The organism is Nocardia sp. NPDC051981 (assembly GCF_040680715.1).
GTDB lineage: Bacteria > Actinomycetota > Actinomycetes > Mycobacteriales > Mycobacteriaceae > Nocardia.
Map to the genome: position 1 here is coordinate 62779 of NZ_JBFAXK010000015.1, position 13741 is coordinate 76519.

Genomic DNA, 13741 nt, shown 5'->3' on the forward strand with positions numbered 1-13741 from the left:
GCCGATGGAATCGATTGCGGTGAACGGCAATTCGTAACTATGTCAAATATTCTGTACATCGAGTCGTGTTTTCTTTACACTGGGTGCATGTCCTACGAGGAGAAGCGAACCTGGATCCTGGGAGTCGCGGCCTTGGTCTCGTACGTGATCTATCTGATCGTCGTGCTGGCGCGCGCGCAGCACACCGCGGTGGTGGACGTGGCCTATGTCGCGCCACTGCTGTGGATGGTCGGCGGGTCCATCGTGGTCTCGATCGTGGCCAGCATCGCCGTGGCCATCGGGTCCCGGGATCGGGACCGCCGGGATCAGCGCGACCGTGAAATCGATATGCGTGGAACGCAGGCCGGCAATGCCTTCGTCGTGCTCGGTGCGGTCACCGCGCTGGTACTGGCCATGGCGAACGGCGACCGGTTCTGGATCGCCAATGCGATCTATCTGGGCTTCACGCTCTCCGCGGTGGTGGGCGCGATCGCCAAGCTCGTCGCCTACCGGCGGGGGACCTGGCCATGGTGAAGCCGACCAGGGTCACCAACAACATTCGCGCGCTGCGCTTCTCGCACGGCGAGATGACACAGGCCGAGCTGGCGGACCGGCTCGGGGTGACCAGGCAGACAGTCAATGCCATCGAACAGGGCAAGTACTCGCCATCGCTGGAGATGGCGTTCCAGATCGCCCGGGTGTTCCGTGCACCACTGGACGAGATCTTCGAGTATCCGGAAGAAGACCAGCCATGAAGGCTATTGCGCAGGACGCGTACGGCACCGTCGACATGTTGTCCTACACCGACATTCCCACGCCCGACACCGGACAGGACGGCGTGCTCGTCCGCGTGCGCGCCGCAGGCGTGGATCCCAGCGTCTGGCATTTCATGACCGGCGAGCCGCGGATCGCCCGGCTGGCGCTCGGGCTGCGCGCGCCCCGGGAACGGGTCCGCGGCTGGGATGTCGCGGGGGTCGTCGAGGCGGTCGGGCCGCAGGTGACCGAATTCCGGCCCGGCGATGAGGTTTTCGGCACCGTCCCCGGCTCCTATGCCGAATTCGCCTGCGCCCCAGCTATCAAACTCCAGCGCAAACCCGTCAACGTGAGCTTCGAACAAGCCGCGGCCCTGCCGATCTCCGGCATGACCGCTCTCACCGGCCTGCGCGACGCGGGCCGCATCGAGGCCGGACAGCGCGTGCTGATCATCGGCGCGGCCGGCGGCGTCGGCCACCTCGCGGTCCAGCTCGCCAAGCACTACGGCACCGAGGTCACCGGCGTCTGCTCGGGCGCGTCCACCGCCTTCGTCACCGAGCTCGGCGCCGACCACGTCATCGACTACACCACCGAAACCCTCACCGGCCATTACGATCTCATCCTCGACATGGCCGGGAACCGTCCGCTCCCACTGCTGCGCTCCCTGCTCACCGCCTCCGGCACCCTGGTTCTCGGCGGCGGCGAGGGCGGCGGCCGCTGGTTCGGCGGCCTCGGCCGTTCCCTCCGCGCCCAACTCCTCTCACCCTTCACCCGCCACCGCCTGCGCTCCCTCCTGGCCCTCCCCAAACCCGAAACCCTGTGCACCCTGGCCGAACTCGCCACCGCGGGCGCGCTGATTCCTCGCATCGACCGAACCTTCGCCCTCCCCGAAGCCACGGCCGCCATCACCTACCTGGCCACCGGACACTCCACGGGCAAGTCCGTGATCGTGGTCAGCTGACGCGGAGACGCGCGAACCCCTCCGCCGAGTGCGGCGAGGGGGTTCACGAAATCGAATGGTCCGCTGGTGCAGCGGCATCGGGCCGGACGAACCCGACGAGATGGGTTGGCGCAAAGGTGAATTAGCGCCGCAGCTGGGTGCCGAAGATGTCGTTGCCTAGTCGGTGGGCGGCAGGCAGATCGAGGATGGCGCCGTCGAGGTGGGGTCTGCACGTTCACGCCCGCCTGGGCGGCCACCTCGCTGCTGCGCATACCGCCATTCTCAACCCTGCACCCGGGTACAGAGTCAAGGGTGGGTCGTGGGCCCCGGCTGCCGGATCGGTGCGCAGTGGCCGGCAGCCGGGCTGGACCGAATTCGCTACGCCGAGGCGGGAACCGGAGACTTCGCGAAGGCGAGGAGGTCGCGGGTCAGGCGTTCCGGGTGGGTCAGGTAGAGGCCGTGAGGGGCGTTTTCGTAGATGACGAGCTCGCTGCCCGGGACGAGGGCGGCTTGGCGGCGGCCGCCGAAATCGAGTGAGATCGAGGCGTCGGAGTCACCGTGGATGATCAATGTCGGGATGGTGATGGTGCCCATCTCGGCGCGGAAGTCCGTTTCGACCACCGCGCGGTTGCACTCGATGGTCGCCCACATCGATGTTCCCGCAATGGATTGCAGAACGCGGTCGCGGGCGATCGCGGAGACTTCGCAGCCGGGCAGGCCGGCGCCGATGTAGGGGTCGGCATTGTCGGTGAGCCAGCGGTCCTGATGGTGGTGCCAGGAATCGCGGAGGGCATCGGCGGCCGCGCGCGGGGCGCCGTCCGGGTTGTCGTCGGTGGCCAGCAGGAACGGCAGTGCGGCCGCCACCAGCGCGATGCGATCCACCCGGGCGCTGCCGTGGCGGGTCAGATAGCGGACGATCTCGCCGCCGCCCATCGAATGGCCGACCAGCAAGAGATCACGCAGGTCCAGGTGGTCGATCAGGTCGGCGACATCATCGGCGAGAGTGTCGTAATCGTAGCCGTGGCCCGGATCATCGGAGCGGCCGTGGCCGCGACGGTCCAGGGCGATGGCGCGGTAGCCGCGCCCGGCCAGATCGGCCATCACGCCGCGCGGTTCGGTGCTGTCCATCCCGGCCGCCGCCAGGAACAGCACCGGGCGGCCGGTGCCCCAATCGCGGTAGAACAGCGAGGTGCCGGTGCGGGTTTCGACGAAAGGCATTGTGGTGTCTCCTCATTCGATGGTCGGACGGGGTCCGTTCGGAACGAGGAGGACAGTATGTCGGCTTCACTGACATCTAGTGTCAGTGGATTCGGGCAGAATTTTCGATATGCGCGCCAGCCGTCTCATGTCGATCCTGTTGCTGTTGCAGACCCGCGACCGGGTCACCGCCCAGGAGATCGCCGGCCAGCTGGAGGTCTCGATCCGCACCGTCTACCGCGACATGGAATCCCTCTCCGCCGCCGGCATCCCCGTCTACGGCGATCCGGGCCACGACGGCGGCTACCGCCTCCTCGACGGCTTCCGCGCGAGACTCGAGCTGCTGACCACCGACGAGGCCGGATCCCTGTTCTTCGCCGGACTCCCCAGCGCCGCAGCAGATCTCGGACTCGGCGCGATCGTCACCGCCGCCAACCTCAAGGTCATGTCCGCCCTGCCCCCAGAACTCCGCGACCGGGCGGGCCGCGTCGCCGAACGCTTCCACCTCGACGCCCCCGGCTGGTACAGCGAAGCCGAGCCGACGCCCCACCTCACCACCGTCGCCGACGCCGTCTGGAACGAACGCACCCTGCGCTTCACCTACATCCGCTGGGCCACACCACATCTGGTCACCCGCACCACCGAGCCGCTCGGGCTCGTCCTCAAATCCGGCAACTGGTACCTCGTCGGCCTTACCGCCGCCGACCTACGCACCTACCGCATCTCCCGGATCATGGAACTCGAGGTTCTCCCCGACCCCGTATCCCGCCCACCCGACTTCGACCTCGCCGCCTACTGGGTCACCTACCTGGAATCCTTCGACCAACGCCGCCACCATCATTCGGCCCTGATCCGCGTCACCGCCGAAACCTTCGACCGGCTACCGGAGCTCCTGGACCCCGCCACCGCGCAGGCCGCGCGCGACTCGGCCACCGACCCCAGCTCCACCGGCCACCGCGACATCCGTCTCCCCATCGAATCCATCGACCGCGCCATCCCCGACCTGCTCCGCCTCGGCGCGGGCGCGGAAGTCCTCGCCCCCGAAGACCTCCGCCACCGCATCGCCATCGAAACCGCCGCCATGGCCCGCCGCTACGTATAGGAGGGCCAGTTGGACAACGTCTGGTGCAGCGCTTCGACAATGTGCGGCCAGGAGTCATCGGGGGAGCGTGAGTGGGCGAAGCCGCCGGCCGACTCGAGCGTGGCGAATCCGTGAAAAGTACTGCGCAGCAGGCGAGCCGCGTCCAGTCCCTCGGATTCCCCCAATCCGTATCCGCGCAACAGCGCCGCCGTCAGCTCGACACTGCGCAGCAGCGCCGGCTCACCCGCCACCGAGGCCGGATCCATCCGAATCTGCGTGGCCGCATAGCGTTCCGGATACTCGAGCACATAGGCCCGATACGCGTCGGCGAACGCCACCAACGCCTCCCTCCCGGAACGACCGAGAACAGCCGCCCCGATCCGCTCATTCAGCTCCGCGCTGGCCAGCAGCGCCACCCGCACCCGCAGATCCTGCAACCCCCGCACATGCACATACAAACTCGGATCCTTCACCCCCACCCGCTTGGCCAGCGCCGACAGCGTGAGCTTCTCGAACCCGATCTCGTCGACCAGTTCAGCCGCCGCCCCGACCACCCGCTCCGTCGTCAACCCAACCCGCGGAGACATCCGCCCTCCTTCCTACGCCCACCAAGCCAAAACCTAGCATCCATAGGAACAGTCCAATCAGCCCAGCGCCTCCTGTTCAACTCTCCAGGTGTTCGGCTGACTCGCTGAGGAGCTGTCAGGAGAAGTCGCCCAAGCGGGAGAGAGGGAAGGAGATCGGGAACGGGTCGGAGACCTCGAGCACGTCCGTTTCCTCGAGAATGATCGGGTCACCGTAAACGGCGCCGTTGAGGCGTCGGATCTGGATCCGTGGATGTGGGTCGAAATCGACCAGCCAGTACTGATCGATTCCGGTGCGGGCGTATTCGATCACCTTGCGGCCGCGGTCTTCTCGCTCGCTGCCCGACCCGCGCGACACGATCTCGATCGCAAGTTGGACGTCATCGCCGGGGTACAAGGAAAGCCCAAGGTCGCGAGCGTTCCTGGCATCGGCTGTGCTCATGACGGCCACATCGGGTTTCCGTGCACCCGACGGTGTCGAGATATCCATCGGGGCTTGGATGTAGGAGTTGGTCCCGGAGTCTTCGGCTGCGCGTTCCACGATGCGCGCCAGGACCTTCGCGAGGTAGTCGTGGCGAGTGCTCGGGGACAATTCGATCAGCCAGCCATCGACGAGTTCGTGCGCCTTGCCCTCATCGGGAAGGCCATGCAGATCTTCCACGGTGTACGGCCCGTAGCCATATCCGTCGTCGCAGGCGACACTCACCGGCTCCTGTCCTTTCATCAGGGAACTTCGCCAGTCTAAGGCGAATCCCCGGTCGACCATTGTCGACCGGGGATTCGTTTCATGAGGTGGAGCGGATGTGTCCTAGACGGACTTGTTGAAGGCCTTGGCCTCGCGGCGGCGGCGATGCAGGATCGGCTCGGTGTAGCCGTTGGGCTGCTCGGTGCCCTCGAGGACCAGTTCCTTCGCGGCCTGGAAGGCGATGGAGGCGTTGAAGTCCGGGGCCATGGGGAAGTACGACGAGTCGCCGGCGTTCTGGCGGTCGACGACGGGGGCCATGCGCTCGAGGGAGGCGATGACATCCGCCTCGGTCACGATGCCGTGGCGCAGCCAGTTGGCCATCAGCTGGCTGGAGATGCGCAGGGTGGCGCGGTCCTCCATGAGGCCGATGTCCTTGATGTCGGGCACCTTCGAGCAGCCGACGCCCTGGTCGATCCAGCGCACCACGTAGCCGAGGATGCCCTGCGAGTTGTTGTCCAGCTCCTGCTGGATCTCCTCGGCAGACCAGTCGGTGTTCGGGGCGAGCGGGATCTCGAGGATCTCGTCGACGGTGGCGCGCGGGCCGCCCTTGGCGATCTCCGCCTGCCGCTTGAACACGTCCACCAGGTGGTAGTGGGTGGCGTGCAGGGTGGCGGCGGTGGGCGAGGGCACCCAGGCGGTGTTGGCGCCGGACTTCGGGTGGCCGATCTTCTGGACCAGCATCTCGGCCATCAGATCGGGCATGGCCCACATGCCCTTACCGATCTGCGCCTTGCCGGGCAGGCCGGTGGCCAGGCCGGTGTCGACGTTCCAGTCCTCGTAGGACTTGATCCACTGCTGGGCCTTCATCTCGGCCTTGCGGACCATCGGCCCGGCCTCCATGGAGGTGTGGATCTCGTCGCCGGTGCGGTCCAGGAAGCCGGTGTTGATGAAGACCACGCGGTCCTTGGCGGCGAAGATCGATGCCTTCAGGTTCACCGTGGTGCGGCGCTCCTCGTCCATGATGCCGACCTTGAGGGTGTTGACCGGCAGGCCCACGACCTCTTCGATACGGCCGAACAGCTCGTTGGTGAAGGCCACCTCGTCCGGGCCGTGCATCTTCGGCTTCACGATGTAGATCGAGCCGGTGCGGGTGTTCTTCAGCTGGGTCTCGCCATTGAGGGCGTGCTTGGCGATCAGGACGGTGATCAGGCCGTCCATGATGCCCTCGGGCACCTCGTTGCCGGCCGCGTCGATGATCGCGTCGGAGGTCATCAGGTGACCCACGTTGCGCACGAACAGCAGCGAACGGCCGTGCAGCACAAGCTCACTGCCGTCGAGGGCGGTGTACACGCGGTCCGGGTTCATGGTGCGGGTGAAGGTCTTGCCGACCTTCGATACCTGCTCGGCCAGATCGCCCTTCATCAGGCCCAGCCAGTTGTGGTAGCAGAGGACCTTGTCCTCGGCGTCCACGGCCGCGACCGAGTCCTCGAAGTCCATGATCGTGGTGACCGCGGACTCCAGCACCACGTCCTTCACGCCCGCGGTGTCGGTGGAACCGATCGGGGAGGCCGGGTCGATCTGGATCTCGATGTGCAGGCCGTTGTGCTTCAGCAGCACCGAGGTCGGGTTGGCCGGGTCGCCCAGGTAACCCACCAGCGCGTCGTTGTCGGCCAGGCCGATCTCGGTGCCGTCCTCGAGGCCGACCACGAGCTCGCCGTCCTCGATCGAGTACTTGGTGGAGCCGACGTGCGAACCCGTGATCAGCGGCACGGCGTCGTCGAGGAAGTTGCGGGCCCACTCGATGACCTTGTCACCGCGGACCTTGTTGTAGCCCGAACCCTTCTCCGCGCCATTGGCCTCGGAGATGGCGTCGGTGCCGTACAGGGCGTCGTACAGCGAGCCCCAGCGCGCGTTCGCGGCATTGATGGCGAAGCGGGCGTTCATCACCGGCACGACCAGCTGCGGTCCCGCCTGGGTGGCGATTTCGGCGTCCACGTTCTCGGTGCCGATCTGGAAGTCGGCCGGTTCGGGACGGAGATAGCCGATCTCGGTGAGGAACTGCTTGTAGGCAGCCTTGTCGTAGCCTGCGCCCGGGTTCGCGCGGTGCCACTCGTCGATCTTGGCTTGGATGTCGTCGCGTTCCGCCAGCAGTGCGCGGTTGCGGGGAGCGAGGTCATTGATGACGGCCTCGGCACCCGACCAGAACGCGGCGGAATCAACACCGGTGCCGGGAAGGGCCTCGTTCTCCACGAAATCGTGGAGCACCTTGGCAACCTGCAGCCCGCCGACCTGAATCCGCTCTGTCATCTACTGCCTCATTTCGAGAAGCCGGGTGGAAAAAGTACGGGCGTCATATTACTCGCGGTTACCGGGCGGTATTTCACGGCCTCGGGGTTGAGGCCTCGAACGATGGGGGTTGATTGTATCGATCGGTATATTTAATGTACTGGTTGGAACATTTTCCGGCCGCTCGGAGCGAAGGTGCGATTCATGGGAAAACCCTTGTCCGGCAAGGTCTCTGTGGTGACCGGCGGCAGTCGCGGGCTCGGGCGCGAGATGGTGCTGGCGCTCGCGGCGGCCGGATCCGATGTCGTCATCGCCAGCCGCAAGCTCGGGGCATGTGAGGAACTAGCCTCCGAGGTGCGCGCGCAGACCGGGCAGCGGGCGCTGGCGGTGGCCTGCAATGTGGGCGACTGGGAGCAGTGCGAGACGCTCGCCGAGGCCGCCTACGGCGAGTTCGGGACGGTCGACGTACTGGTCAACAATGCCGGGATGTCCCTGCTCTATCCCAGCTTGGACCAGGTTTCCGAGGCCATGTTCGACAAGGTGATCGCCACCAATCTGAAGGGGCCCTTCCGGCTCTCGGCGCTCATCGGCGCGCGCATGGCCGCGGCGGGCGGCGGATCGATCGTGAATATATCTTCGATCGAGGCCGCGCATCCCGAACCGCTGGCGGTGCCCTACGCCGCCGCGAAGGCCGGTCTCGAGGCCCTGACCGTGGGGCTGGCGCACACCTACGGGCCATCGGTGCGGGTGAACACGATCCGCTGCGGCCCCTTCGACACCGATATCGCCAAGGCGTGGCCGCCGCAGATGCGTGCCGAACTGGCCCGGCACACCGCCCTCGGCCGGATCGGGGTGCCCGCCGACATCGCCGGGACGGTGCTGTTCCTTGCCTCCGACGCCTCCGCCTACTGCACCGGCGCGACCCTGGCCCTGGACGGTGGATTCCGATGACCGCCGCCGTCCCGGCCCGCCGCCGCGGCCGCCCGCCCGCGTCGGCGAGCGGACCGGGGGAGACCCGGGAGCGGATCGTGCGCGCGGCGCTGGAACTGTTCGCGGAGCAGGGTTTCCACGGCACCGGCGTCGCCGAGATCGGGGAACGGGCCGATGTGCAGCGCGGGGCGCTGTACTACCACATCGGATCCAAGGAGGAGCTGCTGTGGCAGATCCTCGCCGACTACACCCGGCTCATGCTGGCCGAGGCCGAGCAGATCGCGGACGCCCCCGACTATCCGATCACCAAGCTGCGCAAGCTGATCCACAGCCACGTCCGGCTGATCATCGGCAACCGCCGGGCCGTGGCCATCCAGCTGCGCGACGTCACCGCGCTGACCGGCGAACGGGCGCGGGAGCTACAGGAGTTGCGCGACCGCCTGCAAGCGCTGTGGCAGCAGGTCATCGACGCCGGCCGGGCCGCGGGCGTGCTGCGCACCGACGACCACGTGGTCACCAACGGCGTGCTGGGCATGCTCAATTCGGTGACCTTCTGGTACCGGCCCGACGGGCAGCACACCCCCGACGAGATCGCCGACATTCTCTGCACCACCGTCCTGGACGGACTCATTCAACCGCGCACGAGCACGAAAGGCTGATCATGGCTTGGGATTTCGAGACGGACCCGGAATACCAGAAGAAACTGGACTGGGTCGCGGAGTTCGTCAGGACCGAGGTGGAACCTCTGGACCTGCTCTATCCCAACCCCTACGACCGTCGGAACCCCGAGATTCGGGCGCTCATGAAACCGTTGCAGGAGAAGGTGAAACAGCAGCAGCTGTGGGCCTGCCACCTGGGACCCGAGCTGGGCGGCCCGGGCTACGGGCAGCTGAAGCTGGCCCTGCTCAACGAGATGCTGGGCACGTCGCTGTGGGCCCCGCTCGTCTTCGGCTGTCAGGCACCGGATTCCGGCAACGCCGAGATCCTGGCCCACTTCGGCACGCCCGAGCAGAAGACGAAATACCTGCAGCCCCTGCTCGATGGCGAGATCGGCTCGTGCTACGTCATGACGGAGCCCACCGGCGGTTCGGACCCGACGGCCTTCCGGACCCGCGCGGTGCGCAAGGGCGAGGAGTGGGTCATCAACGGCGAGAAGTGGTTCAACTCCGCCGCCGAGTTCGCCGCCTTCCACATCGTCATGGCGGTGACGGATCCGGACGCGCCGCCGCATCAGCGGCTGTCGATGTTCATCGTGCCCGCTGACGCCCCCGGTCTCGAGATCGTGCGGAACTTCACCGTCCCCGGTTTCAGCGAGCACGAGGCCCACCTGCGTTTCACCGACGTGCGCATTCCGGCGGACGCGCTGCTGGGTGCGGAGGGCCTCGGCTTCGTCGTCGCCCAGACCCGCCTGGGCGGCGGCCGCGTCCACCACGCCATGCGCACGGTCGCGCTGGTGCGCAAGGCCTTCGACATGATGTGCGAACGGGCGGTGTCGCGGCCGATGGGCAAGGGCGTGCTCGGCGGCAAGCAGCTGACCCAGGAGAAGATCGCCGAATCCTGGATCGAGATGGAGCAGTTCCGGCTGCTGGTATTGCGCACCGCGTGGCGCATCGACAAGGAACAGGACTACCGCAAGGTCCGCCACGACATCGCCGCGATCAAGGTGGCCATGCCCAAGGTCATGCACGACATCGCCCAGCGCGCCATGCATCTGCACGGCGCCATCGGCGTCAGCACCGATCTGCCGTTCCTCGACATGATGAACTACGCCCAGGTGATGGCCATCGCCGACGGGCCGACGGAGGTGCACAAGATCACCCTGGCGAAGGAGGTCCTGAAGACCTACGCGCCCGCGGATCCGGTCTACCCCAGCGGTTTCCGGCCCGCCCTGCGCGAACAGGCGCGTCAGCTGGTGGCCGACCGGCTCGAGCACACCGTCGGAAACCTCTAGGCCGCCTGATCGAAAGGCCCACGGACGAGGGCGATCCGGTGCCTCTCGTCCGCGGGCTGTTCGGCGATCAGGGCGCCGGCGTGGGTTCGTCGATGGTCTTGATGTAGTCGTCCACGTAGGTGGAGAGGATCTGCTCGACACTGAGCAGGAACCTGGTGGTGTTCGCGGCGGTGGGGCCGCCCGGGTAATCGCCGGCGCCGGCGACGAAGCGCCAGCCTTCGGAGAGCAGCAACTGCTGGGTGCGCCGGTTGGTCGCCACCCGCTGGTCGGCGTGGAAGATGGCGGCGCTGCCGGTGGCCACCACGGCCACCCCGCCGGCGCAGGCGGTGGCGGCGCGGATGAGGGAGCCCTCGAATCCGGCCAGGCCCGTCACCACGGCGCTGGCGACCATCGCGATGAACCGGAGAATCTGCCCCCAGCTGCGGAATCGGCCGGTGAGGCGGCCGGTGTCGGCGACCTCGCGGGCGTAGGTGCTGGTCCAGAAATCGCGGAACGCGGGGCCGACGACCTTCCAGTCGATGACCGCTGCCATGGCGTCGGTTTGGGCCTGGGGCGACGAAGATCCTGCCGGTCCGGTCAGTGTGGCACGCGTACCGTTGCCGCGCTCGCGGTTGCGGCGCGCCTCGCGGCCAACGGCATCGGCGGCGCGGCGCGCCCGGCGAGTCGGCTCAGCCCTGGCGCGGTTCGATCCAGAGCCCTTCGGACAGGGCGCACAGTTCGCCGTCGGCGGTCGAGAGCGCCACGCCGACCGTGTGTTTGCGGCCGTCACGCGTGACCACCCAGGCGTGCGAAATGTAGTCGGCCCCGGCGTACATCGGGCGCAGCTGTTGTGAGGTCATGGCGGCGGTGAACGCGCCGCTGCCCATTCGCGAGAAGACGAACGCGGCGCGGCCGCCCGGGCAGTCGAGCGCCGACCAGACCACCTCGGGCGGGAGCTCCCCGGACTCGTCGGCGAGTCCGGGGTCGGGGGTCCAGGCGGCGGCCATCATCTGCTCGCCGGGCAGCTCCGACGGGAACAGCAGCAGCCCGCGGCCCGGCTCGCAGGCCAGCCCGCAGCCGTAGCAGTCGGTGACCGTCCGGTCGCCCGACAACCCCAGTTCGACAGCGGATTTCGCCGCTTCCCAGGAGGGTGCGGGCCGCGGGTCGAGGGTGAGCGCCGCGGGCGCTGCCTCGACCAGCAGGGTGTCGTCGGTGGCGGTGAAGGCGACGCGGCCGTCGCCGGGGCGGGAGAGCTGGATCGGGGTGTCGACCGTGACGGCGCGCCGGAAGTCGACGCGCACGGTGTCCGCGCTGGAATGGGCGGCCAGCAGGCCCGCGAGGTAGCCGCCGAACGCGATCTCCGGATAACCGTGGATGTGCGTCGGAATGGTGAGCGCCTCGGCCCGAGTCATGCTGACAGTCAACCTCTCCCGGCCGGTCGGCCGATCATCCCTTCGACCATACCCACGGCAGGCCGGGGCGCAGCCGGTGAAATTTCCCACTCGCGGCGAGAGCGATGACGAGGCCGGGCATCGGCAAGAACAGCCGAGGTTCGGACGGGGACCACCGGGGCCGGCCCACGGTTGCCCGGGCCGGCCGGCTGCGACGGAGCGGTCCGGGCTAGCGGCGCTTGCGCTCGCGGACCAGGTGGGAACGCAAGCGGGAGAAGCCCTTGACCCGCACGCTGCGCAGACGGCGGATCGTCAGCTCATCGTCGCCGTCGAGTTCGGCCGCCGCGCCGTCGTCGACCAGGACCGTGCCGGGGCGGGCCACACCGGTGAGCCGGGCGGCCACGTTGACGACCGTGCCGTAGAGGTCGCCGAAGCGGGTCAGGACGGGCCCGTAGGCCAGGCCCACCCGGATCTGGGGCATCTCCGGAATCGTCTGGGCCGCACGGGTGATCGCAGTATTGAGGTCCAGGCCGATGCGGGCGCCGGCGTGGGCGTCCTCGGCGGCGAACATCACCTCGTCGCCGACATTCTTGATCACCCAGCCGCCGTGCGCGGTGATCACCTCGGTGGTCGCGGACTCGAAGGTCTCCAGCAGTTCGGTCAGCTCGTCGGGGTCGAGGTGGCGGGACAGGCGGGTGTAGCCGACCATGTCGGCGAAGCCGACCAGCAGGTGGCGGGTGGCTCCGCCGGACGCGAGCGAGCGGGTGAGCGCCGCGGCCATGTGCCGTTGCCAGGCGTAGTCCTGCAATTCGGCGAGAACCGCGATGGCCTGTTCGGTGGCCTCCCGGCCCGCCTCGGGCCGCCCGGCGCCGGCCGCGATCCGGCCGCCGATCTCGCGGGTGATCAGATCCGCCTGCCACTCGGCGAGCCGTGCCATCGCCTGACCCAGCGTGCGGGCGGCGCCGATCTGGTTCTGCTCGTTCGCGATCGAAGCCTGGTCCAGGCTGGTGAAGGCGCGAATCGCGGCGACATCGTTGTCGGTGAACGCCACCTCGTCGTCGCTGGCCGCGGCCGGAAAGCCCAGCGCCACCCAGAGCTTGCGGGCCCGGTCGGCGGGCACACCGGACAGCTCGGCCACCTGCGCGCGGGTGTACCGGCGTGGGCCGCCGAGCAACGACCGTTCGACCACCGCGTCGACCGCCTCGGTCAGGCCACCAGATTCGATCATGCCGCCAGTACAGCACATCGAGTGACGGAGACACGGGCGTCCCGCGACAGCGTCCGATTCCGCCAGTCGAGCGATGAAGACGCCAAAACCGTTGCGGCCGTGGGTGACAAGCAAAACCTCAGCTTCCGCACCTCAGGACAGGGGCTGGGCGTCGCGCTGCGCGAGCATGATCGTCATCAGCCCCGATTCCTGCGACTGGGCCGTGATCATGCCCCGCGCGGCCTCCTTCACCGGGCCCGACGCGAGCAGTCGATCGGCCGCCTGCGCCATGGCCACACCGCCGCGGTGGTGGCGCAGCATGAGCTGCAGGAACAGGACCTCGGCGGCCTTGCCGCGGGCGGCGGCCAGCGAGTCGAGTTCGGCCTGGGTGACCATGCCGGGCATAGACGTGCCGGTCATGGCCGGCATCGAATGGTCATGCGCGGCAGCCGCATCCGCCGTCATCCACGCCATCGGATGGGTGGAGTCCGGCGAGGCGTTAGCCAGGCGCAGCCAGCCGAGCATGGTGCCGATCTCCATGCGCTGGGCATCGGCGATCTGCTGGGCCAGCCGGCGCACGGTGGGATCCACCCCGGAATCCAAGCGCTGCACCATGATCAGCGCCTGCTCGTGATGGGCGGTCATGTCCTGGCTGAAGCCGATCTCGACCCGGCTGAGCACCGGTGGCGCGGAACGGCTCTCGGGAATCAGCAGTGGGCGCAGCAGCATCCCGGCCGCCAGCAGGGCGAGGGCGAGCACCGCCAGCGCCGCCGGCCGC

The 13741-nt window shown here is 68.1% G+C and carries 15 protein-coding genes; 7 read left to right on the top strand and 8 right to left on the bottom strand.

Annotated elements, in window-relative coordinates; genetic code table 11:
• The first annotated feature begins 87 nt into the window (after positions 1–87).
• The 3 genes from AB0L60_RS24695 to AB0L60_RS24705 are packed head-to-tail and all read left to right on the top strand — an operon-like array spanning position 88 to position 1693.
• Positions 88–513 (top strand): hypothetical protein, encoded by a 426-nt coding sequence (locus tag AB0L60_RS24695; protein ID WP_364617903.1) that lies wholly within the window; start codon positions 88–90, stop codon positions 511–513.
• Positions 507–734: a helix-turn-helix transcriptional regulator gene (locus AB0L60_RS24700; protein WP_040857236.1), complete on the top strand. Its 228-nt coding sequence runs from the start codon at positions 507–509 to the stop codon at positions 732–734. The genes AB0L60_RS24695 and AB0L60_RS24700 overlap by 7 nt, the downstream gene beginning before the upstream one ends.
• On the top strand, positions 731–1693 hold the full coding sequence (locus tag AB0L60_RS24705; RefSeq protein ID WP_364617906.1) for an NAD(P)-dependent alcohol dehydrogenase: 963 nt from the start codon (positions 731–733) through the stop codon (positions 1691–1693). The genes AB0L60_RS24700 and AB0L60_RS24705 overlap by 4 nt, the downstream gene beginning before the upstream one ends.
• A 357-nt stretch (positions 1694–2050) precedes the next feature.
• Here the strand turns inward: AB0L60_RS24705 and AB0L60_RS24710 are convergent, their stop codons facing one another.
• A complete protein-coding gene (locus AB0L60_RS24710; protein ID WP_364617908.1) occupies positions 2051–2890 on the bottom strand; it encodes an alpha/beta hydrolase in 840 nt (279 codons plus the stop codon).
• A 109-nt stretch (positions 2891–2999) separates the two neighbouring features.
• Between AB0L60_RS24710 and AB0L60_RS24715 the strand changes: the two genes are divergently transcribed.
• Positions 3000–3971, top strand: coding sequence for a YafY family protein (locus AB0L60_RS24715; protein WP_364617910.1), 972 nt, complete (start codon positions 3000–3002; stop codon positions 3969–3971).
• On the opposite strand, the gene AB0L60_RS24720 is transcribed toward AB0L60_RS24715, so the two are convergent.
• The 3 genes from AB0L60_RS24720 to AB0L60_RS24730 form a co-directional block, all read right to left on the bottom strand.
• Positions 3962–4537: a WHG domain-containing protein gene (locus AB0L60_RS24720; protein ID WP_364617912.1), complete on the bottom strand. Its 576-nt coding sequence runs from the start codon at positions 4535–4537 to the stop codon at positions 3962–3964. The genes AB0L60_RS24715 and AB0L60_RS24720 overlap by 10 nt on opposite strands.
• A gap of 115 nt (positions 4538–4652) precedes the next feature.
• Positions 4653–5300 (bottom strand): Uma2 family endonuclease, encoded by a 648-nt coding sequence (locus AB0L60_RS24725; protein ID WP_364617914.1) that lies wholly within the window; start codon positions 5298–5300, stop codon positions 4653–4655.
• Positions 5301–5342: 42 nt separating this feature from the next.
• On the bottom strand, positions 5343–7526 hold the full coding sequence (locus AB0L60_RS24730; protein WP_364617916.1) for a malate synthase G: 2184 nt from the start codon (positions 7524–7526) through the stop codon (positions 5343–5345).
• Positions 7527–7709: 183 nt separating this feature from the next.
• Here AB0L60_RS24730 and AB0L60_RS24735 point away from each other — a divergent pair, with 183 nt between their 5' ends.
• Genes AB0L60_RS24735 through AB0L60_RS24745 form a run of 3 tightly spaced genes read left to right on the top strand, consistent with a single transcriptional unit; the run spans position 7710 to position 10386 of the window.
• Entirely contained in the window at positions 7710–8456 is a 747-nt protein-coding gene (locus AB0L60_RS24735) for a glucose 1-dehydrogenase (RefSeq protein ID WP_364617918.1), read from the top strand.
• On the top strand, positions 8453–9094 hold the full coding sequence (locus AB0L60_RS24740; protein WP_364617920.1) for a TetR/AcrR family transcriptional regulator: 642 nt from the start codon (positions 8453–8455) through the stop codon (positions 9092–9094). The genes AB0L60_RS24735 and AB0L60_RS24740 overlap by 4 nt, the downstream gene beginning before the upstream one ends.
• Before the next feature lie 2 nt (positions 9095–9096).
• A complete protein-coding gene (locus AB0L60_RS24745; RefSeq protein ID WP_364617922.1) occupies positions 9097–10386 on the top strand; it encodes an acyl-CoA dehydrogenase family protein in 1290 nt (429 codons plus the stop codon).
• Positions 10387–10453: 67 nt separating this feature from the next.
• On the opposite strand, the gene AB0L60_RS24750 is transcribed toward AB0L60_RS24745, so the two are convergent.
• From AB0L60_RS24750 to AB0L60_RS24765, 4 genes are all read right to left on the bottom strand, one after another.
• The gene (locus AB0L60_RS24750) at positions 10454–10918 is read right to left on the bottom strand and encodes a DUF4231 domain-containing protein (protein WP_364617924.1); all 465 of its coding nucleotides are present in this window, start codon (positions 10916–10918) and stop codon (positions 10454–10456) included.
• Positions 10919–11054: 136 nt separating this feature from the next.
• Entirely contained in the window at positions 11055–11777 is a 723-nt protein-coding gene (locus tag AB0L60_RS24755; protein WP_364617926.1) for a hypothetical protein, read from the bottom strand.
• Between the two features lie 208 nt (positions 11778–11985).
• Positions 11986–12984, bottom strand: coding sequence for an adenylate/guanylate cyclase domain-containing protein (locus tag AB0L60_RS24760; RefSeq protein WP_364617928.1), 999 nt, complete (start codon positions 12982–12984; stop codon positions 11986–11988).
• Positions 12985–13116: 132 nt separating this feature from the next.
• Positions 13117–13692 carry a DUF305 domain-containing protein gene (locus tag AB0L60_RS24765; protein ID WP_364618158.1) on the bottom strand — a complete coding sequence of 192 codons (576 nt, stop codon included), beginning with the start codon at positions 13690–13692 and terminating at the stop codon, positions 13117–13119.
• Between the last annotated feature and the right edge of the window lie 49 nt (positions 13693–13741).